The sequence below is a fragment of the Pedobacter cryoconitis genome (assembly GCF_001590605.1).
GTDB classification, from domain to species: domain Bacteria; phylum Bacteroidota; class Bacteroidia; order Sphingobacteriales; family Sphingobacteriaceae; genus Pedobacter; species Pedobacter cryoconitis_A.
Map to the genome: position 1 here is coordinate 5,843,338 of NZ_CP014504.1, position 23,043 is coordinate 5,866,380.

At 38.4% G+C, this 23,043-nt stretch carries 23 protein-coding genes; 14 read left to right on the top strand and 9 right to left on the bottom strand.

Annotation, left to right across the window (positions count from 1 at the left end):
- Positions 1-30: 30 nt before the first annotated feature.
- The gene (locus tag AY601_RS24710) at positions 31-861 is read right to left on the bottom strand and encodes an alpha/beta hydrolase family protein (RefSeq protein ID WP_068406654.1); all 831 of its coding nucleotides are present in this window, start codon (positions 859-861) and stop codon (positions 31-33) included.
- Positions 862-1,035: 174 nt separating this feature from the next.
- Here AY601_RS24710 and hemA point away from each other — a divergent pair, with 174 nt between their 5' ends.
- The 12 genes from hemA to AY601_RS24765 all read left to right on the top strand — a co-directional run bounded on the left by hemA (position 1,036) and on the right by AY601_RS24765 (position 13,218).
- On the top strand, positions 1,036-2,262 hold the full coding sequence (gene hemA, locus AY601_RS24715; protein WP_068406657.1) for a glutamyl-tRNA reductase: 1,227 nt from the start codon (positions 1,036-1,038) through the stop codon (positions 2,260-2,262).
- 172 nt (positions 2,263-2,434) lie between these two features.
- Positions 2,435-4,015, top strand: coding sequence for a hydroxymethylbilane synthase (hemC, locus tag AY601_RS24720; RefSeq protein WP_198163575.1), 1,581 nt, complete (start codon positions 2,435-2,437; stop codon positions 4,013-4,015).
- Positions 4,016-4,032: 17 nt separating this feature from the next.
- A complete protein-coding gene (gene hemB / locus AY601_RS24725; RefSeq protein ID WP_084359462.1) occupies positions 4,033-5,001 on the top strand; it encodes a porphobilinogen synthase in 969 nt (322 codons plus the stop codon).
- 1 nt (position 5,002) lies between these two features.
- Positions 5,003-6,373, top strand: a complete 1,371-nt coding sequence (gene hemL / locus AY601_RS24730; protein WP_068406665.1) for a glutamate-1-semialdehyde 2,1-aminomutase — start codon at positions 5,003-5,005, stop codon at positions 6,371-6,373.
- 61 nt (positions 6,374-6,434) lie between these two features.
- Entirely contained in the window at positions 6,435-7,301 is an 867-nt protein-coding gene (locus AY601_RS24735; RefSeq protein WP_068406668.1) for a sensor histidine kinase, read from the top strand.
- Positions 7,302-7,306: 5 nt separating this feature from the next.
- Positions 7,307-8,014 (top strand): response regulator transcription factor, encoded by a 708-nt coding sequence (locus AY601_RS24740; RefSeq protein WP_068406671.1) that lies wholly within the window; start codon positions 7,307-7,309, stop codon positions 8,012-8,014.
- The gene (locus AY601_RS24745; RefSeq protein ID WP_068406674.1) at positions 8,014-8,538 is read left to right on the top strand and encodes a tetratricopeptide repeat protein; all 525 of its coding nucleotides are present in this window, start codon (positions 8,014-8,016) and stop codon (positions 8,536-8,538) included. Before AY601_RS24740 ends, AY601_RS24745 begins: the two co-directional genes overlap by 1 nt.
- Before the next feature lie 6 nt (positions 8,539-8,544).
- Positions 8,545-9,567 carry a uroporphyrinogen decarboxylase gene (gene hemE / locus AY601_RS24750; RefSeq protein WP_068406679.1) on the top strand — a complete coding sequence of 341 codons (1,023 nt, stop codon included), beginning with the start codon at positions 8,545-8,547 and terminating at the stop codon, positions 9,565-9,567.
- Complete coding sequence (locus AY601_RS24755; protein ID WP_068406682.1) at positions 9,567-10,115, top strand: CopD family protein; 549 nt, start codon at positions 9,567-9,569, stop codon at positions 10,113-10,115. The genes hemE and AY601_RS24755 overlap by 1 nt, the downstream gene beginning before the upstream one ends.
- A 383-nt stretch (positions 10,116-10,498) precedes the next feature.
- Positions 10,499-10,657, top strand: a complete 159-nt coding sequence (locus AY601_RS25830) for a hypothetical protein (RefSeq protein WP_157288098.1) — start codon at positions 10,499-10,501, stop codon at positions 10,655-10,657.
- Positions 10,658-11,233: 576 nt separating this feature from the next.
- Positions 11,234-12,058, top strand: a complete 825-nt coding sequence (locus AY601_RS24760; protein WP_068406686.1) for an outer membrane beta-barrel protein — start codon at positions 11,234-11,236, stop codon at positions 12,056-12,058.
- 167 nt (positions 12,059-12,225) lie between these two features.
- A complete protein-coding gene (locus AY601_RS24765) occupies positions 12,226-13,218 on the top strand; it encodes an ABC transporter ATP-binding protein (protein WP_068406690.1) in 993 nt (330 codons plus the stop codon).
- A 9-nt stretch (positions 13,219-13,227) separates the two neighbouring features.
- Here AY601_RS24765 and AY601_RS24770 read toward each other — a convergent pair whose 3' ends face one another.
- The 3 genes from AY601_RS24770 to AY601_RS24780 form a co-directional block, all read right to left on the bottom strand.
- Entirely contained in the window at positions 13,228-13,638 is a 411-nt protein-coding gene (locus AY601_RS24770; RefSeq protein ID WP_068406693.1) for a hypothetical protein, read from the bottom strand.
- Positions 13,639-13,792: 154 nt separating this feature from the next.
- Complete coding sequence (locus AY601_RS24775; protein WP_157288100.1) at positions 13,793-14,926, bottom strand: hypothetical protein; 1,134 nt, start codon at positions 14,924-14,926, stop codon at positions 13,793-13,795.
- 1 nt (position 14,927) lies between these two features.
- Positions 14,928-15,359 carry a hypothetical protein gene (locus AY601_RS24780; protein WP_157288102.1) on the bottom strand — a complete coding sequence of 144 codons (432 nt, stop codon included), beginning with the start codon at positions 15,357-15,359 and terminating at the stop codon, positions 14,928-14,930.
- A 122-nt stretch (positions 15,360-15,481) separates the two neighbouring features.
- Here AY601_RS24780 and AY601_RS24785 point away from each other — a divergent pair, with 122 nt between their 5' ends.
- Entirely contained in the window at positions 15,482-15,967 is a 486-nt protein-coding gene (locus AY601_RS24785; RefSeq protein ID WP_084359464.1) for a M12 family metallopeptidase, read from the top strand.
- Positions 15,968-16,135: 168 nt separating this feature from the next.
- Positions 16,136-16,987, top strand: a complete 852-nt coding sequence (locus AY601_RS24790) for a cupin-like domain-containing protein (RefSeq protein ID WP_068406705.1) — start codon at positions 16,136-16,138, stop codon at positions 16,985-16,987.
- A gap of 144 nt (positions 16,988-17,131) precedes the next feature.
- Here AY601_RS24790 and ilvA read toward each other — a convergent pair whose 3' ends face one another.
- From ilvA to leuD, 5 genes are read right to left on the bottom strand one after another with little or no spacing between them, the layout of a single operon-like run.
- Positions 17,132-18,382, bottom strand: a complete 1,251-nt coding sequence (gene ilvA / locus AY601_RS24795; RefSeq protein WP_084359465.1) for a threonine ammonia-lyase IlvA — start codon at positions 18,380-18,382, stop codon at positions 17,132-17,134.
- Between the two features lies 1 nt (position 18,383).
- Entirely contained in the window at positions 18,384-19,898 is a 1,515-nt protein-coding gene (locus AY601_RS24800) for a 2-isopropylmalate synthase (RefSeq protein ID WP_232324667.1), read from the bottom strand.
- 2 nt (positions 19,899-19,900) lie between these two features.
- Complete coding sequence (gene leuB, locus AY601_RS24805) at positions 19,901-20,992, bottom strand: 3-isopropylmalate dehydrogenase (RefSeq protein WP_068406711.1); 1,092 nt, start codon at positions 20,990-20,992, stop codon at positions 19,901-19,903.
- Positions 20,989-22,458 (bottom strand): ATP-binding cassette domain-containing protein, encoded by a 1,470-nt coding sequence (locus AY601_RS24810; protein WP_198163576.1) that lies wholly within the window; start codon positions 22,456-22,458, stop codon positions 20,989-20,991. Before AY601_RS24810 ends, leuB begins: the two co-directional genes overlap by 4 nt.
- On the bottom strand, positions 22,458-23,042 hold the full coding sequence (gene leuD / locus AY601_RS24815; protein ID WP_068406717.1) for a 3-isopropylmalate dehydratase small subunit: 585 nt from the start codon (positions 23,040-23,042) through the stop codon (positions 22,458-22,460). Before leuD ends, AY601_RS24810 begins: the two co-directional genes overlap by 1 nt.
- Position 23,043 lies beyond the last annotated feature (1 nt).

Genomic DNA, 23,043 nt, shown 5'->3' on the forward strand with positions numbered 1-23,043 from the left:
TAAAGTATGCAGATGCCAGCTTGTATTAATTTATAGGCTGGCATTTTTGATAAAGGCAAGTGTTTTTTTACACACTTCAAGCAATTGAGCAGGTAGTTCGGTTGCTGTGTAAGGATGCGAAGCTCCAAAAACATGATTAGCGCCTTTGATTTTCTGCAATTGAGCTTTCGGCTGTGCTTGTGCGAGTTCTTGTGCTACACTGAATTTTACATTTACATCTTCATCGCCATGCAAAATTAACCAGGGTATTTTAATTTTTGCAGCAGCATGCAGCAAGTCAAATTCTTTTTTATGTGCATTAAAATCTTCGAGCAATGTACTGTTCAAAGGCATTTTCTCTTTTGTTCTGGCATTTTCTACAAAGATTCTTCCTGTAGATAACCATTCTTTCTCTTGCTCTTTTTTCCATAAGGAATTAAAATCTGAGATAGCAGACCAGGTAATTATTTTGTTGATGCGTTCATCGGCTGCGCCTTTTAAAATAACTAAAGCACCACCACGGCTATGTCCAATGACATAAACAGGGTTGAGCGGGTAAGTATGTGCAATGTAGTTAAGAGCCGTATCTACATCTTTAAGCTCCATACTCACCGTGTTTGCAGCAAAAGCTTCTGAATCAGTAACATCATCAGGTTTTTGTTCGGTTACACCACTATGGCTCAGGTTAAATTTGAAATAACGGTATCCATTGGAGGCAAAATAGGAAGCTACCAGGTTATGGGCGCCCCAATCTTTAAATCCTTTGAAGCCATGTACGAATAAAATGCAAGGCTGATTTGTCTGATTATCGTCATAGGTAAGGTCGCCTGAAATGGTTTTATCTTTGGATCCGGACAGAATAAAGTGCTCTTTTTTAATCATAACTTTCTTTTATAGCGTGTTAGCTTATTAACAAACATAATGATCTCTTGTTTTTTTCTGAAAATGTTTAATTTAAAATCTTTCTAAATTGATCTTAATTACAGCATAATGACAGACGCTAAGGGAGGTCTTATTACTTTTGTTTCCACTATATAAACACAACACAAACCCAAATTGGAATATTTAAAGATACTTGCTTTCACTCATAAACAAATTGACTTAAAGTCTTTAGGGAAATTAGTTATCTGTGAGCAGACACTGGACGACAGACTGAAGAATATTCAAAATGAACTGGATGTAAAAGAAATCTTTTATATCGGTACGTGTAACCGCGTTGAGTTTGTTTTTACCACTGCTCACGAATTGGACCGTGAATTTATCCTTCGTTTCCTGACTGTGCTTGACATGGGATTACCGGAAGCATATATGGATAAGTTTCTGGAAAGTGTTTCTGTTTATGAACAAGTGGAAGCTTTCAACCATTTATTACGTACTTCCTGCTCATTGGAAAGTTTAGTGGTTGGTGAAAAAGAAATCCTTGCCCAGGTACGCCGGGCTTATGAAGCATGCCGTGTTTCTGGTTTTACAGCCGATTATATGCGAATGATCATGAACCGCGTAGTTAAAACAGCAAAGGAAGTTTATACCCATACGAATATCTCTAAAAACCCGGTTTCGGTAGTCTCTTTAGCTTACCGCAAATTAAGGGACCTGACTATAACTGCCAGCTCAAGAATTCTGATTATAGGAGCTGGTGAGACTAACAAAAACTTAGCGCAATACCTTAAAAAACACAAGTACTCTAATTTTTCTATCTTCAACAGAACGGTAGAAAATGCACAGTCCCTTGCAAAAGATTTAAACGGTATCGCTTATCCATTGACCGCACTGGAAAATTTCGATCAGGGTTTTGATGTCATCATTACCTGTACCGGTGCTACTGAACCCATCATCACAGAAAAAATTTACCGTAAGCTATTAAATGGCGAAACGGGCAAAAAAGTTATTGTAGATCTTGCAATTCCTAATGATACTGCACCAGCTGTTATCCAAAACTTCCCTGTACATTATATTGAGGTTGAATCTTTAAAAGAGATCGCCCGCAAAAATATTCAGGAACGTTATGATGAACTGGTTAATGCAGAGCAAATTATCGATCAGAATATCAAAGAATTTGATTTAGTACTTCGCCAGCGCAAAATAGAAATTGCCATGAGTGAAGTTCCTCAGAAAATTAAAGCAATTAAAAGTAAGGCACTGGATATTGTTTTTGCAGAGGAAATCAATACACTGGATGAAAATTCAAGACTGGTTCTTGAACGGGTGATGGATTACATGGAAAAGAAATATATTAGCGTACCGATGATCATGGCAAAAGAAATTCTGGTCAACAATAGCTAACCTTCCTGGGTAGATTAGTCAGCACAAATACATTATTTGTTTATTATTTAAGACTATAGCTCTTTTAGGTTAAATTTGCGCGAATCTAAATACGTGATAGCTACAAAAGCTTAATTCAACGTTTGTTTATTAACGGTTGACGGAAGCTTTATAAAAGAACAAATATATACTGATGAAGAAACTTATTATCGGAACAAGAGGCAGTGATCTTGCATTGTGGCAGGCCAATTATACGAAAGACAAACTTGCGGAAATTGGTGTCGAAGCAGAACTGAAGATCATTAAAACCCAGGGTGATAAAATATTAAACCTGAGGCTGGACAAACTTGAAGGAAAAGGTTTTTTTACCAAAGAGCTTGAAGAAGAACTATTAGGAGGCAGCATTGATATTGCTGTACACTCTCACAAGGATTTACCAACCACCCACCCTGCCGGATTAACAATTGCGGCAGTATCTGAAAGAGAAGATGCTTCAGAATTATTACTGATTTTGAAAGATTGTGTAGATGTTACGCAAAAACTTTCACTGAAAACAGGTGCACAGGTTGGTACATCATCTAACAGACGTAAAGCACAACTGCTTGCTTTGAGAACAGATCTTAACATTGAAGACTTACGTGGTAATGTAAACACCCGTATTCAAAAACTAAGAGATGAAAAGTATGATGCTATTTTACTGGCAAAAGCAGGTGTAAACCGGCTGAATCTTGATCTGTCTGAATTCCATATGGAAGTAATAGACACTACTGAACTGATCCCTGCTCCTGCACAAGGGGTACTGGCCATTCAGATCAGAGAAAATGACCATGAATTATTTGATGTGCTGCAAGGGATTCATGATGCAGCTACTGCAGAAGAGATTGGCGTAGAACGTAAAGTGCTGAACCTTTTTGAAGGTGGTTGCCATATGCCTTTAGGTTGTTACTGTAAAAAAGAAAACGGCAAATATGAGGTATGGACGTCCAAAGCATTAACGGCTGATGATTTTCCAAACCGCTTATTCTTCAGGGTAGATAGCCTGGAAGGATTGGCAGAAAAAATCGTAGCTAAATATGATAAAGACAGAAAGCTGCCTGCAAGGGTATTTATTTCCAGAGAAATCGGGGAACATAATTACTTCAGAAGAGCATTGGAGACCAATAATATAGCAATAGAAGGCAGATCATTGATCCGTACTTTTCCTATTGTCAATGTATTGGATCCTTTTTACCTGAAACATATCAACTGGATCTTTTTCAGTAGCCGTAATGGCGTAGAATACTTCTTTAAACTGAAGCCTGTATTGCCTAAACATGTGAAGTTTGGTGTAGTGGGCAGAGGGTCAGAAGATGCGCTTAGAAAACATGGTCATAAAGCTGATTATGTTGGTGAAAGTGGTGATATTACTGAGGTAGCGGAAGATTTTGCAGCATTGGTGAGCAATCAGACTGTTTTATTTCCACGTGCACAGGATTCATTGTTAAGCATTCAGAAATCATTAGCTGAAGACACAAAAATCATTGATCTGCCTATTTATGAGACAGTCATGGAAGAAAATATAGATCATACTTATGCTGATGTATTGATTTTTACCAGCCCATCCAATGTGGAAGCTTATTTCGCTGACAACTTACTGGATCCGGGACAAAAGGTAATTGCCATCGGAAATTCAACAGGAAAGAAATTTGAGGAAATGGGCGTGGAGTACGTCCTTCCTTATTCACCTGACGAAATCGGCCTTGCAGAAGCAGTATTCGGAATTGATATTAAATAAAAAAAGAGAGGTTGATTATGTTGCACCGTCCGCGTAGATTAAGAAAGAACCCAATTGTAAGAGAAATGATGGCCGAAACAAAACTGTCAAAAGACATGTTTGTTTATCCCTATTTCATAGTTCCTGGAAATGGAGTGAAACATGCTATTGATTCCATGCCTGGAGTAAACCATTTTTCAACGGATATGTTGATCAGAGATGTTGAAAAGGGGCTTGAACTGGGGGTAAACAAGATCATGCTTTTTGGTGTGGGGGATGAAAAATCTGAGGATGCACGTTCTGCTTACCATGATCATTCGCTGGTACCTGCTGCTGTCCGTGAATTAAAGAAAAACTTTGGGGATGATTTATATGTAGTTACTGATGTATGCGTTTGTTCTTATACTACACATGGTCATTGCGGTATTTTGAAAGATGATTACGTACAGAATGATGAAACGGTAGAAGTAATTGCTAAAATGGCTTTGGCACATGTGCAGGCTGGAGCAGATATGTTAGCGCCTTCAGATATGATGGACGGACGTATTGGTGCAATGCGGAATTTACTGGATCAGCATGGTTATGTGAACGCAGCGATTATGTCGCATGCCACTAAATTTGCTTCTGCTTATTACGGGCCGTTCAGAGAGGCTGCAGATTGTGCACCAAGTAAAGGAGACCGGAAGGCTTACCAGATGGATTTCAGAAATCCTGAGGAAGCATTACGTGAGGCGCTACTTGATCAGAGTGAGGGTGCGGATGTATTAATGGTTAAACCAGCATTGGCTTATATGGATGTAATTCATAACCTGAAGCAAAATACTGATTTGCCTATTGCCTGTTACAATGTATCGGGTGAGTATGCAATGGTGAAAGCGGCTGCACAAAGGGGCTGGATTGATGAACAAAAGATTGTAATGGAAACTATGTATGGCTTTGCACGTGCGGGAGCAAGCATAATTACCACTTACCATATAAGAGATATTGTAGAAAAGAACTGGATGTAATATGTTAGAATCGTTAAAAAAGATGTTTTCCGGCAACGAAGGAGATATGCCTGTAAATACTGGAAGTAAACCAGATATTTCAAGAGAGAAATCCAAAGAGCTGTATGAAAAGGCAAAAACCTATTTTCCTGGTGGCGTAAATTCACCGGTAAGAGCGTTTAAATCTGTTTACGGAACGCCATTGTTCATTCAAAAAGGTGATGGATGTTTTGTCTGGGATGCTGATGGAAATCAATTTATTGATTTTTGCGGTAGCTGGGGCCCTTTAATTCTAGGTCATAATCCTCCTAAAGTAAGAGAGAAAGTAATTGAAACCATGCAGAATGGGATGAGTTTCGGTGCACCTACTGCTTTGGAAAATGAGTTGGCTGAACTGATCATCAAAAATAACAAACACGTAGAGAAAATTCGTTTTACGAGTTCTGGTACGGAAGCGGTAATGTCTGCGATCCGTCTGGCACGTGGTTACACCAAAAGAGATAAAATCCTGAAATTTGAGGGTTGTTATCATGGGCACAGTGATTCATTATTAGTAAAAGCGGGTTCAGGTCTGGTTACTTTTGGTGAAACTTCGTCTTTAGGTGTTCCTAAATCTTTTGCGGAAGAAACAATTGTGATCCCTTTAAATGATACGGAAGCTTTAACACAAGCTTTTGCTCAGTTTAAAGATCAGCTTGCTGCGGTAATTATTGAAGGTATTCCTGCAAATAATGGGTTACTGATCCAAGATCCGGCTTATATTGAATTCCTGCAGAAAATCTGTAAGGACAATGGTACTTTGCTGATTTTTGATGAGGTAATTACAGGTTTCCGTTTAGGTTTTGAAGGTGCTGCGGGTTATTACAATGCTAAACCGGATATCGTTACTTACGGTAAGATATTAGGTGGTGGTTTACCTGTAGGAATGTACGGGGCTTCTGCCGAAATCATGGGGCATATTTCTCCCGATGGTGGTGTTTACCAGGCGGGTACTTTATCAGGAAACCCTGTAGCCATGTCGGCGGGTATTGCCCAATTGACTGAATTATTAAAATCAGGATTTTATAAAGAGCTGAATGCAAAAGCTACTGAATTTGCAGAGGGTATCCAGCGTTTTGCTACGGCAAGAAGCTATAAATTCAAAGTATTTCATGTAGGTTCTATTTTCTGGTTTGCTTTTACGGACAAGGATAAAATACAGTGTGCGGAAGATATTGATCCTGCTAGTATGGAGAAATTTAAAGTGATGCACCGTGAATTGCTAAACAGAGGTATTTATTTAGGCCCTTCTGGTTACGAGGTAGGATTTGTTTCTGCAGCGCATACAAAAATAGAGTTGGAAAAAGCTAAAAGAGCGATTCTTGAAGCGCTGGACATTGTTTTTAGGAAATAAGTAAATTAGCGTATATTTAAGAACTGTTTGATTTTGAACAGTTCCAAGAGATTTAAACATTTTGAAGAAATCAATAATCATATTTTATTTCATGTTGCTGTACTCTTTGGTGCAGCTGATCTCCTGGGGAACGCTTGTGGTGAAGCTCCAGCCTTCCAGAATGGCCATGGTTATGGGAGAGGGATCTGTGTTTTTGTTTCTTTTGTGTGTTGGGGCTTATTTCCTGCACCAGTCGATCAAAAAGGAAGATCTGTTAAGAGAGCAGCAGCAGAATTTCCTGCTATCTGTTACACATGAATTGAAATCGCCTTTGGCAGCTATTAAATTATCACTTCAGACTATCGTGAAGCGTGATCTGGATAAAGCGCGTCAGACTTCTTTACTGAACAATTCATTAAAGGATATTGAACGCCTGGATGATCTGGTAGAAAATATGCTGCTGGCTACAAAAATTGAAAACCGCTCGTATTCCTTCCCTAAGGAAGAGTTTGATTTTTCAGAACTGGTTACCAAAATAACTGACAGGTTACAAATTCATTCTTGCGGATGTGAACAGGTGATTAATCCTGTGATCCAGCCGAATGTGATTGTTTTGGGTGATCCATTTACCCTTTCATCTGTGGTGACTAACCTGGTAGAAAATGCGGTGAAATATTCTGGCCCATGTGCTGAAGTGGGGGTTGAACTGGGAATGCGTGATGGACATCCTTTCCTGAGTGTTTCTGATAGAGGGCCTGGTATTCCGGATGCGGAAAAAATGCTCATATTTGATAAGTTTTACCGCGTTGGTGAAGAGAACACAAGGAAAGCGAAAGGAACTGGACTGGGATTGTTTATAGTCAAAGAAGTTTTGCAAAAACATGACGCTGATATCAGCGTCAGAGACAATGTGCCGCAGGGTACGATTTTTGAAATCACATTTAGTTGATCATTATGCAACAGAAATTAAGAATTTTATTGGTCGAAGATGAAGACCATTTATTAGATGCTATAAAATTAAACCTTGAATTAGAAGGTTACAAAGTCCATGCAGTGAAGGATGGTAAAACCGCTTTGAAGATTTTCAAAGAGGAACGTTTTAACCTGATTATCCTGGATGTGATGCTTCCAGAAATGGATGGTTTCCAGGTTTGTGAAACTATACGTTTAGAAAACACCGAGGTCCCTATTTTATTTTTAACGGCTAAAAACACAAGTGAAGACCGTGTAATGGGCCTTAAAAAAGGTGCTGATGATTATTTAGTGAAGCCTTTCAATTTAGAAGAGCTGATCTTAAGAGTTGGTATCCTGGTTAAACGCAGTATGAAGTCTGACGATTTAAAAGAATTAAATTCTTATAAAATCGGTGAGAAGACTATCTATTTCAATTCGTTCGAACTGAAACAGGATGATGGTGTGATTGTGCCTTTAACTAAAAAGGAAACCATGTTGCTTAAGTTACTGATTGAGCGTAAAAACGAAGCAGTTTCAAGAGAGCAGATTCTGGAAACTGTTTGGAATTATGATGTTTATCCTTCGACGCGTACGATTGATAATTTTATCCTTACTTTCCGTAAATATTTTGAACCAGATCAGAAAAACCCGGTTTATTTCCACTCAATCCGTGGTGTAGGCTATAAATTTACGGATATCCATCACTAATGTATAACGCAAAAGGCAGGTATGCTCTAATGGCAATTTTTGTTATTGCCGCTGGGGTGTGCCTTTTTTATGATGAGTTCCAGCTGGCAGTAATCTTAGGATTAATGGCTGGATTTGTAGTCTGGAGCCATTTTAAAAGCAGCTCCATCTTAATTGCTTCGAAGTATTTTAAGAACGGTGATTACGATAAAGCTGAGAAATTATTGGCAGAAGTGCCAAATCCGGATCGTCTGGCTAAAAACAGACGGGGTTACTACGAATTTATGATTGCGAATATAGCGCTGAAGAAGGAGGATTACCAGGCTGCCGAATATCATTTTCAGGTGGCGAGCAGGTTCCCTCTGGGCACAAAAAGCGATAAGTCTTTTGTATTGATACACCTGGCTAATCTTGCGCTGCGTAAAAAAGATAAAGTAAGAGCATTGGCTTATGCTGATAAGGCAAAGGATCTTGCAAATACAGAGAGAACGAAAGAGATAATTAATAAAATAGAAAAAGAAGCAAATAGCTTACCAACAAATTAAGATTAGATGAACACTTTATTTTTAGATGCAGCATGGTCCAAACAAACTGAACGCCCACCGGTATGGATGATGCGTCAGGCTGGTCGTTTCATGCCAGAATATTGGGAGATTAAAAACAAGTATTCATTCTTAGAAATGTGCAAAACGCCTGAGATTGCTGCTGATGTAACGATGTTACCGGTAGATTTATTGGGTATTGATGCGGCTATTCTGTTTTGTGATATATTGGTTACGGGTGAGGCAATGGGTGGTGATCTGAGCTTTACGCAAGGTATTGGACCACGTTTTGCAAATCCTGTACGTACGTTGAAGGATGTAGAAAACCTGAATGTTGATTGTTTAGATCAGCTGCAGTATGTTGCTGATGCGATTAAAGTAATTCAGCAGCGTTTGAATGGAAGTATTCCACTGATTGGTTTTGCTGGTGCTCCGTTTACGGTAATGAGTTACCTGGTAGAGGGTGCTTCTTCGAAGGATTTCAAATTAACAAAGTTGTTGATGCATAATCATCCTGAGGTTGCGCACAAATTGTTAGCGAAAATTGCAAAGGTAACTGCTGATTATCTGAATTTGCAGATTGCTGCTGGTGTGAATGCGGTACAGATTTTTGATAGCTGGGCTATGGCTTTGTCATGGAATGATTATCAGGAGTTTTCGCATCGTTATATTCAGGAGATCATTGCTAATCTAAATAGAAAAGATATTCCTGTAATTTCTTTCTGTAAGGGTAGTTCTGTGTTTGCGCCGATTATGGCTACTGCAAAACCGGATGTGATTTCTGTAGATTGGAATGCTGATTTATTAAATATTAAACAGGCTTTACCTGCTGGTATTGCTGTCCAGGGAAATCTTGATCCGCATATTTTATATGCTGAGCAGCCGGTGATTAAGAAACATATTTTACAGTTGTTTGAGCGTATGCGCGGTGAGAAAGGGTTTATATTTAACTTGGGTCATGGTATCATGCCTGATATTCCTTTTGATAATGTGAAGTATGCGATTGATTTCATTAAAGAATTCCGCTATTAATGGACTCTTATTATCCATATGTGCTTTCTGTCCATATCATCTTTGTGGTGAGCTGGATGGCTGGGTTATTTTATAGTGTGAGGTTATTTATTTATCATACGGAAGCGAATGATCGTCCTGAAGTTGAGAAAGAGATTCTTCAGAAGGAGTTTATTAAGATAGAACATAAGTTGTGGCATATTATTACGAATCCGGCGATGACTTTTGCTGTTCTTGCGGGAATAGGAATGATTTGTATCAGACCGGGTTTGTTAAGTACGCCCTGGTTACATGTAAAGCTTGGTTTTGTTTTGTTATTGCTGGTTTATCATTTTATTTGTCAGCGGTTAATGAAACAGATGAAGAGTGGGGTTTTTAAACTGAGTTCTTTTAAGCTGAGGTTGTGGAATGAGGTGGCTACGGTTTTATTGGTAGCGATCGTTTTTACGGTGGTGTTGAAGAGTGCGGTTGACTGGGTTTATGGGTTGATCGGATTGATCGTGTTTTCTGGGGGAATTATGATGGCTGTTAAGTTGTACAAGAATTATCGTCAGAAACGGGGAGAGTAAAAAGGTACTGTAAGAGGGAAATAAAAAAACACCATGCAGTATTTCGGCTGGCATTCATCTGAAGGGATGAATAAGGCTCGAAATACTGCATGGTGTTTTTTTTATTTCTCTGAGGGGTTTTTACATGCAGGATGTTTAAGCGAGAATTGCTTGTTTGGTTTGGTTGTTGGAAGAACTGGGTGGCGAAATTAGTTGGAAAGATTAGTTGGCGAAACTGGGTTGAGAGACTTGTTGGCTAAGCTTGTTTGAAAGATTAGGTGGCGAAATTGGTTGGTTGGAAAGACAAGGTGGAAAGATTGGTTGGCGAAACTGGGTTGCGAAATTGGTTGGAAAGGCTATGTGGAGAAGCTTGGTTGAAAGACTGGTTGGCGAAACTTGGTTGAATGACTGAGTGGAAAAAACTGGGTGGAAAGATTGGTTTGTTAAGCTTGTTTGAAAGATTGGTTTGCGAAACTCGGTGGAAAGACTCGGTGGAGAAACTGGGTGGCAAACTAGTTGGAAAGATTAGTTGGCGAAACTGGGTTGAAAGACTGGTTGGATAAGCTTGTTTGAAAGATTAGGTGGCGAAATTGGTTGGAAAGACTAGGTGGAGAAACTGGGTGGAAAGATTGGTTTGTTGGTTGGGTGGCGAAGCTAGTTGGAAAGATTGGGTAGAGAAGCTTGGTTGAAAGACTGGTTGGCGAAACTGGTTGGTTGGAAAAACTAGGTGGTAAAAAGAAAATTCGCTTTAAAGTGCACAAATTAGGAAAACAAATCAGAAGATAACTTAGGAAGCATTTTTACGAATTTGTTGGTTAGTGCATTAGTTTAATATTTATTTTTTGTGGTGTGAAACTTATATTGGATTTCTGGATCTACTAGGTATCAACAAAATATTATTTAATACAATAGATGATTTGTGGGGGAGAAAGGAAAATGAAGGAATTACCTGGTCTGATAGCTTCTCTTTTATTGGATTAGATTAAGGAATGCTTAAATTTAGCTGCCGGAAAAGATAATTGTGCATATGCTAATTATTAGAATACATTGGTAGGATACTTTTAAAGAACATTAATGTATATAGACTAGTTATTAGATAGAGACGGATATTGAATAAGATATAGAACTGAAATGATAATATGAAGAAGAATTTACTAAAGACTTTAATGTTGACTGGATTGATGGGAGTGGCTTGTTTAACGGCTGCTGCGCAATCCAATGATAATGTGGATACAACAGTGGTACAGACTGCTAAAACTTCTGTAAAGAGCCGGAAATACAATTTGCAGATGTCTTTTGGACGTAATGAGGATAGTGTTAAGAATGTTTCTGCTCCTAAGGGGCAGTTTGGCTACGCACTTACTTTTACGAGGCTGGATATTGGTTTTTCAAGATTGATTGATAATGGAAGTTTTAAGCTTTCTCCTAAAAATGATTTTCTGGATTACAGGGGGATCAAAACGAGTACGATATCTTTTGATTTGGCGTACTTTGGGTATCGCTTCAATCCTAATTTCAGAATTTATGCAGCGGCAGGGTTTGATTGGACTTTGATAAGGTTGGAAAAGAATATTACGATTCAGAAGAATACGCCGGATCTTACTTATGTGGAGGAATCGATTGATTTTAGTAAGAATAGATTTTCGAGTAGTTATGTGCATATTCCACTGAATTTTGAGTTCAGAACAAACGAAAATCAAAGGGGAAAAAGATTTTATTTTGTTGTTGGGCCTGAGGTGAGCTTTTTACTGAATGGAAAGGTTAAGCAGATTAGTGAGGAGCGTGGTAAGCAGAAGTTCAGGAATGATTATGATTTTCAAAAGGTTCGTTTAGGCGGTACGTTGAGAGTAGGATATTCGGGGATTGGTTTGTTTACTAAGTATTATTTCAATGATATGTTTGATACTGAGGCACAGAAGGGGCTTAAGAATTTAGCTTTCGGTATTACCTTCGGGATTCATTAGACGATATTTGTTGGCATTATAAGCGTCAGTGAGATCACCAGACTATACTCGCTATTTCTAAATTGCGGGAGGAAACTTAGTGACCTTACTGGGGATTTTTTATGTCATACGGGATTCAATTCGGTGCTTATATTAGGTAATTTCTCTTTGAAGCGTATCTTTACGGTGTGGACGAAATTATCATCAGCGTTAGACAACTAACTAAGCAATATCAAACTGAACAGGCTTCAGGAATCAGAAATATCACTTTCGACATTAAGCGTGGAGACATCATTGCGGTGATCGGGGAGAGTGGTAGTGGAAAGTCCACTTTGTTAAAGTCCATTTTTGGTTTGCTGAAGGTTGATGAGGGGGAGGTTCTGTTGAATGGTAAGCGTGTGCTTGGGCCACATGAACAGCTTATTCCCGGACACAAGGAAATGGAGATCGTGACTCAGGATTTTTCACTGAATATTTATGCAAAGGTGTATGATAATATTGCTTCTGTGCTGTCTAATACGGATGTAAAGGGCAAGCAGGAGAAAACGGTGAGGATGATGGAGCATTTACATATTGATCATCTGAGGAATAAAAAGATAACTGAACTGAGCGGGGGTGAGCAGCAGCGTGTGGCGATTGCCAGGGCTTTGGTTACGGATACGAGTGTTTTGTTATTGGATGAGCCTTTTAGCCAGGTGGACGCATTGTTGAAGAATCAATTGCGTGCGGACATTAAGCGAATTGCTGCTGAAACAGGAGTGACAGTGATCATTGTGTCTCATGATCCTGCTGATGGATTATTTCTGGCAGATGAGTTGATCTTGATGAAGGATGGTATGCTGATTCAAAAGGGTAGACCTGAGCATGTTTATAATCATCCAGAACATATTTATACTGCACAGTTATTGGGGAATGCGGTTGTGCTGAAGCCGGAGGACGCGATTAAGTTAGGGCTTCAGGCTAAGCAGCAGTCTGTGGTGTTTTACCCGGAGTGGGTAGAGTTAAAGGGTGGGTGGAATAGTAAAAGGTACGAGGTAAAGGATGTTTACTATAAGGGCTTTTATGAAGAATTGTTGCTGGAGAGAAATGGTGTGATCATCAGGGCCATTCAGCTGAACAGGGGAGAGCATAAAAAAAACGACCACGTTCAGGCGAACATTGGTCGTTTTTTAGAGTTTTAAGTTATCTGATTACTGAATCAGAAAAGAGTCTATTAGCGTTACTTTTACGTTTGAATCAAAAGTTGGTGCCCCAATTGCAGCGCCATTTGGTTCGCTGAAATATATATTTACAAAACCTATACCAGAGTCAATGGTGTAGGATATACCTTTATAAGTTTGAGGAAGAGCTTCATAAACGTTTGGATCATCGATTGACATCGCTACCACGATATGCCCATTTTTATTAAAGTAAGCATCGTTTTCAGGAACTGTAATGGTTGTGAACCAAGATTTATTGTCGCTGGTTAACTTCCAGTTTGCTTTTGGAACATTAACTAAAATAGTTCTGTTTGTAGTCTGATTATTAGCGATGACTTCTTTCTTACACGAAGACAATCCAATTGCCGTAATGCTCAAGAGTAATAGTAGGTATTTTTTCATATTTGTGTGTTTCATATTTACCTAGCAAATATATTGCCAAATTGAAATTGTTTTTTTAATTTTATGAAATTACAATTTTAAATTTAAAAAAATTATCATTATTTAAAATTCTTAAAAAATTTGTCTTTCGTTAAAAAACTCAATAACTTAATAGTTAGTTATAGAAAAGAGCAAAGTCAACTTTATTTGATGGTTGAGTATTTGAAACATTATTAATTGTAATTACTACATCCCCGCTTGATAAAAATTGATAAGTATAATTATTGTTTTCAAAGGCTCCTGGTAATACAATTTGCTCAATTGGTTGGCGAGGTAACCCTGTGACATTTCCATATACTATAACATTTGATAATTTTGATATACTTAAATCAGGGACTAAATCACTTAAATAAACTGAATATCCATTCCCATCTGTGTCTAAAGCCCACTGGCTTGGGGTAATAGTGAATTTTTTAGTTATCGATCTGGGTGTACTACCTCTTTCTGTTGAAGTTACTTCCGAGATTATATCGTAACCTGGTGTTCCACGTGGTGGTCTTGGAGCATTTTTATACGTAGCAATTATTCTTGTAGGTATTTCTTCATAAGGTAATTCAGTAATTTTAATATTAGTAAGCCTGAAAATACCATCAAATTGGAAATTTGGATCAGCTGGAGAAGGATCGTATGTAATTTTTATCGAATTCCTATCCTCTAATGGCGAGAATTTAGCCGTATAATTTCTTGATCCAATGGATTTATTTTCATCTGCAATAAGAATAGAATATCTATCTACCTTTTTCTCAACTTCATAATGAGATTCAATACACTTATTTTGAGCGTTACTTATAATTTCTGGATTGTTATCCAATTTAAGCCATAGAACTGGAGTTAAGAAATTGGACGGTCTTGTCGTTCCTCCCATCCATACTTGATCATCTTTAATGCCATTTAATTCTACTTTGTATGTTTTATTTGCCTTAAAAGGATATTCTACTGAAATAGTGGAATTATTATAATTAGAGTTTTTTTTTCCACTCGCATACATATTAATAGCTGCAATAATTGTACTGGCATCACTAATCCATGTATTTCCCACAGTTCTAATATTATAACCATTCAAAGGCGTTGGATTCGGACCAAATCTATTATACAGACCACAACCAGAATTATCAAAATAATGAGGATTAGGATGACTACCGTATTTCGTAGCATCCTTAAAGTTTATTGTTATTGTTTGGGCTTTCGTAGTACAAAGAAAGCATAGTAGAAAACAAGTTATTATAAGGGCTTTTGATATTTTCATCATATTAATCTTTCTGGAAATAGTATTTTGTTATTCTTTGTTGACTTGAAGTAGAATCAGAGCTTTCCAATACAAACGAAATATTGTCTTTTTTTATTAGCTTAAGCATAATTACTGAATCGTAAACAGCGTATTTAATATAATTTTCATTCTTAATATTAACTATGCTATAACTAACAACTTTATCTTTTATCCTAAATCCTTTTTTATCGAAACTAAGATCGTCGGTATATCCTTTGATTGCTTTTACACTGTCAATAAATAATTTCCCGTTTTTGTCGGTTAGAATATTAACTGTTTGATTTAGCGACCAATTTCCTGCGATTTCTAAATCTTGTTTGACCGGTATGGCGGTAGTTGGAGAAATAGTTTTTTTGCACGAACATATTATAATCATGAAAATTACTATTGATAATGTTTTTGTTTTTTCTTTCATTGAAGTTTTTTTTTGTAAAAATATCATTAATTAATGATAAAATATTAATTATGTTTATTTTAAAGTTCTTTTTTATTGAAATACATTATCTGATTTCTTAATTATTAATTTAAGCTGATGCAATAGCGCACTGGGAAGCTAAAACCAAGTTAACTTTTACAGTGCGTACCAACCAGGCAAATTATATCAGGTTTGTAGTTGGTTTTGGTTGTTCTTTATCTTTGGGAATGATTGGAGGAGCTCAGAAATTAAATTTGTCATCGAGCTGTTCGGCTGGTAATGCTATACATGAGATAGGACATGCGCTGAGATTAATCCATGAGCAAAGCCGAACTGACCGCGATGATTATGTAATTATCAATAAGGACAATATTGAGGCGGGTTATGAGCATAATTTTGATACCTGGGCAGATAGGGGCTATACTGGTGGACAAACTGGTGCCTTTGATTTTGGATCAATTATGATGTATCCTTCTAGTGCTTTTTCTAGCAATGGTGAACCAACGATTACAGAACTTGACGGGGCTACTTTTGGTTCACAAAGAACAGCTTTATCTGCTGGAGATCTGGCAGGATTCAAATATTTGTATCCAGGTTACGCACTGTAGTTTATGTCGCTATTTAACTGTGGTCTGCCTGATAACTATAAGTACGCATGATTGTCATTGATAAACATTTTTATAACAACAAGGCAGCTTTAAGAGCTGCCTTTATTATTTCTTGGAGACTTGATAATATTTACACTATAATTGTTATCATTTAATAATTAGAGTTTTATGGAAATCCAACGAAAGTCAAATCTTAGTTATCAGGAATTTATGGACGAGCATCATAATCCCGGAATTCCTGTGATTTTAACGGATGCATCCCAGGTCTGGAAGGCAAATGGTTTGTTTACGCCTGATTGGTTTCGCGAGAATTATCCGGAGAAGGAAAGTGACGTCTTGAATAAGGAGACAGGAAAACCTTATCAAATGAAAGAGGTCATGGATCTGGCAGAACATAGCTCTGAAGAGAAGCTTGCACCTTATCCGCTTACTTTTAATATCAGTAAGGAAATTCCTGAAATGCTGGATTTACTGCTGCCACTCAATTTGGGATACGCAAAGCCAAACTGGTTAGAGTCATCTTTATTTAAACGTGGAAACTGGGGTGGTATTATCGAACTTTTTGTTGGTGGGCCAGGTGGCAAATTTCCTTATGTACATAAAGACTATTATCATTTGAGTGCCTGGATTAATCAGCTTTATGGAGAGAAAATGTTTACTGTTTTTCCACGCGGACAGGAGAAATTTTTATACGCCACAGAAAAGAATCAATGGCGCTCAGAAGTAAATGTTTTTAATCCTGATTTAGAGAAACATCCGGAGTTTAAACATGCTACGCCGATTAGTTTTAAAGTAAGTGCTGGTGAAACTTTATATATCCCTTTTGGGATCTGGCATACGGCACATTCTTTATCACCTACAATTTCTGTTGCTTTTGATCAGCTGAATAGTAAAAACTTTCCTCTGTTTATGAATGATGTCTGGAATTTTAAGAAGGAGGGAAGTAAAGTAAAGGCTGTTGCTGCTTATTTGTATGCGCTTGCCTCTGGTATGGGATGCAGGTTAAGAGAGAATATTTAAAAGGAAGTTGAAGCTAATTTCAACTTGAAGCTAGTTTCAACTTGAAAGCTGATATCAGCTATAAAAAACTGCTGGCAATAGCACAAAAAAAGACCTTAGTTAATCAATTAGCTAAGGTCTTTTTGTTGTGCAAAAGAAAGGTTATTAAACCAGGTATTCAAACAAAGTCTGATCATCATTCAGATCAATAACTTCAAACTTAAATTCTGCCATTCTCTCCTTTAATGAAGTATAGTCGGAACTTTCCTGCAATTCAATGCCAACCAATGCCGGGCCATTCTCGCGGTTTGTCTTTTTGATGAATTCAAAGCGGGTGATGTCATCGTGAGGCCCTAATACATTATTCACAAATGATTTCAATGCCCCTGGTCTTTGTGGAAAGCGAACGATAAAATAATGCTTCAGACCTTCGAAAAGTAAAGATTTCTCTTTAATTTCCTGCATCCTCTCAATATCGTTGTTACCGCCACTTACAATACAAACTACGGTTTTGCCGGCAATTGTATCTTTTAATTGATCGAGTGCAGCTACAGCAAGTGCTCCTGCTGGTTCCACGACAATCGCATCTTCATTGTATAATTTTAAGATAGTCGTACAGATTTTTCCTTCAGGAATCAATAACATCTGATCCAGTAAATCACTGCAATATTTGAAATTGAGGTTGCCTACACGTTTCACAGCTGCACCATCTACAAAACGATCAATATAATCCAGTGTAACCGGGCTACCGTTCTTTAGTGCATGATTCATGGAAGGAGCGCCTTCAGGTTCGACACCAATCAGTTTAATCTGCGGATTTATATTTTTGAAGTAACTGCCTACACCAGAAGCCAGACCACCGCCACCAATAGGCATTACAATAATTTCAGTTTCCGGAAGATCCTGATATATTTCGATACCTACTGTTCCCTGACCTTCTATCACTTTAATGTTATCAAAAGGAGGAACAAAAACCATCTGGTGTTCAGCCGTATAAGCAAGTGCTTCCTTCATACAGTCATCAAAAGTATCACCGACAAGTACAATTTTTATATTGTCTCCACCAAACATTTCAGTCTGTTTGATTTTCTGTCTTGGGGTAATTTCGGGCATAAAAATGACCCCCTGGATACCTAATTTCTTGCAAGAATAGGCAACCCCCTGTGCGTGATTTCCTGCACTTGCACAAACCACACCGCGGCTGGTTTGTGTTTGATCCAGTGTGCTGATCATATTGTAAGCACCACGCAATTTATAGGAACGCACCACTTGCAAATCTTCTCTTTTCAGATAAATTTTAGCATTGTATTTTAGCGATAGTCCTTCATTATACTCTAGTTGAGTACGTTTAACAGTATCTGCAATACGTGCGGCCGCTGCCTCAAAATCCAGTTCTACTTCCTTTTCCAGCTCCATGTTATAAGAATTTATTTAATGCGTCCAGATAAGCATCGGCTGATGCCTTAACGATATCGGTACTGAAGCCATAACCTAAATAAGAACGCTCTTCGAAAATTACTCTCATATTTACTTTACTGGTGTCATCACTGCCACCGTGCATCGCCTGAATAGTAAATTCTTTCAACTGAATATCTTTACCAATGATGCTTTCTATAGCTTTAATAGTCGCATTTACGGGGCCGTTACCTTCAGCTTTTGCTTCTTTTTCTATCCCTTCGTGTTCTAATTTTACAGTCGCTACTGGTAATGCTGAATCTCCGCAAACTACATGTAAAGAATTCAGTTTATAACCGTTTTTATAAGTATGTTCTTCACCATCACTCATTAATGATAATAAATCATCATCTGAGATCTCTAATTTCTGATCAGCAAGTAAAAGGAATTTCTCATATACCTGATCCAGGTTGATTTTCTCAATCACATAACCTAATCTTTCCAGGTGATGTTTTAACGCATGACGACCACTTCTGGCAGTCAGGATAATTCCAGCTGCATCGATCCCTACATCTTCAGGGTTGATGATTTCGTAGTTCTCTCTGTGTTTAAGGAAACCATCCTGGTGGATACCTGAGCTATGCGCAAAGGCATTCTGTCCGATAATTGCCTTGTTCGGCTGTACCGGCATTCTCATCATCCGGCTCACTTTAGCACTGATCTCACTGAAATGTTTAGTGTTGATATTGGTTTTCAGGTTCAGGGCATGGTGTGTTTTTAAAACCATAGCCACTTCTTCCAATGCAGTATTACCGGCACGTTCTCCAATACCATTGATCGTACATTCTATCTGGCGTGCGCCATTGATTACACCGGCCAAAGTATTCGCAGTTGCCAGACCTAAATCATTATGACAATGCACAGAGATAATGGCCTGATCTATATTTTGAACATTTTGTTTCAGGTAAAGGATTTTTGAACCATATTGTTCCGGCAGGCAATAGCCGTTGGTATCAGGAATATTTACCACGGTTGCACCTGCTGCAATTACAGCCTCAATCATTTGGGCCAGGAATGCATTATCTGCACGGCCGGCATCCTCCGCAAAAAACTCGATATCTTCTACAAACTGTTTGGCATATTTTACAGCTTCTACGGCACGTTGCAGAATTTCTTCGCGTGTACTGTTGAATTTGTATTTAATGTGCATATCAGAAGATCCTATTCCAGTATGTATCCTTGGTCGTTTAGCATATTGTAAAGCAGCAACGGCCGAATCAATATCCTTTCTGTTTGCTCTGGTCAGTGCACAAATAATTGGCTCTCTTACGGCTTTGGATAATTCAACTACACTCTGAAAATCGCCAGGACTGGAGATTGGGAAACCAGCTTCAATCACGTCTACGCCGAGCGCCTCCAGTGCCAATGCAATTTCTATTTTTTCTGGTGTAGAAAGCTGGCAGCCTGGAACTTGTTCTCCATCACGAAGGGTCGTGTCAAATACGTAAACTCTATTAGGATCGTGTAGCATAGTCATGGTTAGTTAGTGTAAGTTTGTTGTGTAATGAATTTTAAGACGAGTTTACCCATATCCTGAGTACCTAATACTTTGTACGGGCTTGTGGAGTCGTCTGCGATGTCACTGGTTCTGTAGCCATCTTTTAATACCCTGTCAATAGTCGAAATGATCAGTTGAGCTTCTTCTTTTAAGCCAAAGCTGATTTCCAGCATCAGGGCAACAGATAGGATAGAAGCTAATGGGTTGGCCAGGTCTTTACCTGTGATATCATGTGCAGAGCCGTGGATAGGTTCAAAGAAGCCAGTTCCATCTCCAATTGAAGCAGAAGCAAGCATACCCATTGAGCCTGCAATTTGTGAAGCTTCGTCAGTTAAAATATCACCAAACAGGTTTGCTGTTAAGACCACATCAAATTGTTTAGGATCTTTAATTAATTGCATCGCTGCGTTATCAACAAATAAATGCTGTGTTTCTACTTCAGGATATTGTTTGGCTATTTCCTGAACGGTTTCTCTCCATAATCTTGAGCTTTCCAGTACGTTTGCTTTGTCTACAGAACATAGTTTTCTGCCACGTTGCATAGCTGCTTCGTAAGCTTTGTGTGCAATTCGTTCTATCTCATATTTGTGATAAATCATCAAATCTGATGCAGTATTTTTGTCTTCTGATCTTGTTTTTTCACCGAAGTAAACATCACCTGTCAGTTCTCTGAAAAACAGGATGTCGGTACCGCGCAGAATATGTGCTTTAATACTTGATGCGTTTAATAATTCATCAAATAATAAGATAGGACGCAGGTTTGCATAAAGACCAAGCTCTTTACGGATTTTAAGCAGTCCTTGTTCCGGACGCACTTTTAAAGAAGGGTCATTGTCATATTTAGCATGACCTACTGCTCCAAAGAGGATCGCATCACTCTTTCTGGCTTTTTCTAAGGTTTCATCTGGTAATGGATTACCAGTTGCTTCTATAGCTGCATGTCCCATTAAAGCCTCATCAAAATTAAACTCATGATTAAAGCTGATTGCAATTTGTTCTAATACGGCTTTCCCCCATTGGGTTACTTCTGGTCCAATGCCATCCCCTGGTATAACTAATATGTTTTTCTTCATTTTAATACGGGTTCTAATATTTTTCCGGCGGATTTTACTTCGCCGTTTTCCAATAAAATTCTTTTTTCTATACAAGCTGGCAGCTGAGTTTCAAAGTGGCCAACATAAATTAATGTGGTTCCATTTTTACACAATTCATCTACGAGCTTGTTAAAATATTGTGTTTGTTGCTGGTCTAGGCCCTGACATGGTTCATCGAGAATGAGCAGTTCGGGGTTCTTGATAATAGTACGGGCTAAAAATGCCAGTCTTTGTTTTCCTAAAGGAAGTTGGTTGAGCAGGGTGTCCTGATATTCGGTAAGTCCGAAATAATCAATTAATTCTGCTGCCTGTGTTTTTTTTGTATAATCAGCCTCACGGAATAAGCCTGAACTATCAAAGAATCCCGAAATGATACTATGTTTGACAGTTGCCAGCGGATCAAAGTACCAGTGAAGTTCTGGTGAGATCAAACCAATACGTTTTTTAATATCCCAGATACTTTCACCACTGCCTCTTTGATGACCAAACAGGTAAAGATTGTTCGCATAAGCCTGAGGGTGATCACCCGTTATTAAACTTAACAGCGTCGATTTACCAGATCCGTTAGGGCCTTGCAGCAACCATTTTTCTCCTGCTTTAACTTCCCAGTTGATGTTTTTTAAAACTTGCTTTTCTCCATAGCTGACATTTACATCAATCATTCTGATCACACTGTCTGCAGATGAAACCGGAGCTTCTTTTAAAAAATCAGGAATCGGTTTGCTTTCTTGTTCATCAAATTCCAAAGTATGTTCATTGGCTGAGATTTCAATCAGCTGGCCTCCGCTGATTTCACCAAAGCGGTGGACACATGGAGGGAATAATTTATCATTACTGATTAAAATCAAAGTTGTACCAGCTGCAGTAATCTCTTCAAACAGCAGGTTTAAATGATGACGGGAAAGTTTATCTAATCCGTTATAAGGCTGATCTATGATTAATAGCTGAGGTTTAAGCCATAAAGCGCTAACCAATTGCAATTTTTTATGTTCACCACTTGACAATTGAATCAATGTAGAGTCTATCAAGTCTGAAAAACCTAAAGCGGCTAAAAGTTGCTCTGCTTCGCTGAATTGAAGCTGATGTTTTTTGCCATAGCTTTCCAGTTCTGCGCGCACAGTTGCAGTAGTTTCGGTTGCCTGTTTATTGTAGCGCTGCTGATAATAAAAGTTAGATTGGCCTTCCAGGTCTTTAAATTGATACCAGTTCGCTACATAATGAACCGTTGGGGCCAGGTTACGCTCTGTGTCGAAGTTAATTTCAATATCACCTTGAAATTTGACCAGACCAGCAATTGCTTTTGCCAGTGATGTTTTTCCACTGCCGCTAATCCCACGTAACAACCAGTTTTCATGGCGTTTTATTGTCCAGTTCAGTTCCTGAAGTACCGGTTTGTGGTGATACTTCAAGTTCAGATTGGTGATATGTACAATGGGTTGCGTCATTATTTTGCTTGTTCGAATGCTGCGATCAAATGTTTTTGGTTTAAGATAAAGTCGATGTCATCGTAGCCGTTAATCAGGCATGATTTTTTATAGGCATTGATTTCAAAATCGACTTGTTCACCGCTATCTACAATAGTTACGGTTTGTTTTTCCAGATCGACATCCAATTGTGCTTTGTGATTTTTACCCACCGCAGTGTAAATTGCAGATAAGAAGTCTTCACTGACCTGGATAGGTAACAAACCATTGTTTAAAGCATTTCCTTTGAAGATATCAGCAAAGAAACTGCTGATCACTACATCAAAACCTGCATCCTGGATAGCCCATGCTGCGTGTTCACGGCTGCTGCCACAACCAAAGTTCTTTCCTGCGACTAAAATCTGACCACCATAAGCAGGGTCATTCAGTACAAAATCAGCTTTTAATGTATTGTCCCCATTGTAGCGCCAGTCGCGGAACAGGTTCTCACCGAAACCTTCACGGGTTGTCGCTTTCAGGAACCTGGCCGGAATGATCTGGTCAGTATCAATATTTTCTATGTTTAAAGGCACAATTGCCGATGTTAGTTTCTCGAATTTTCTCATT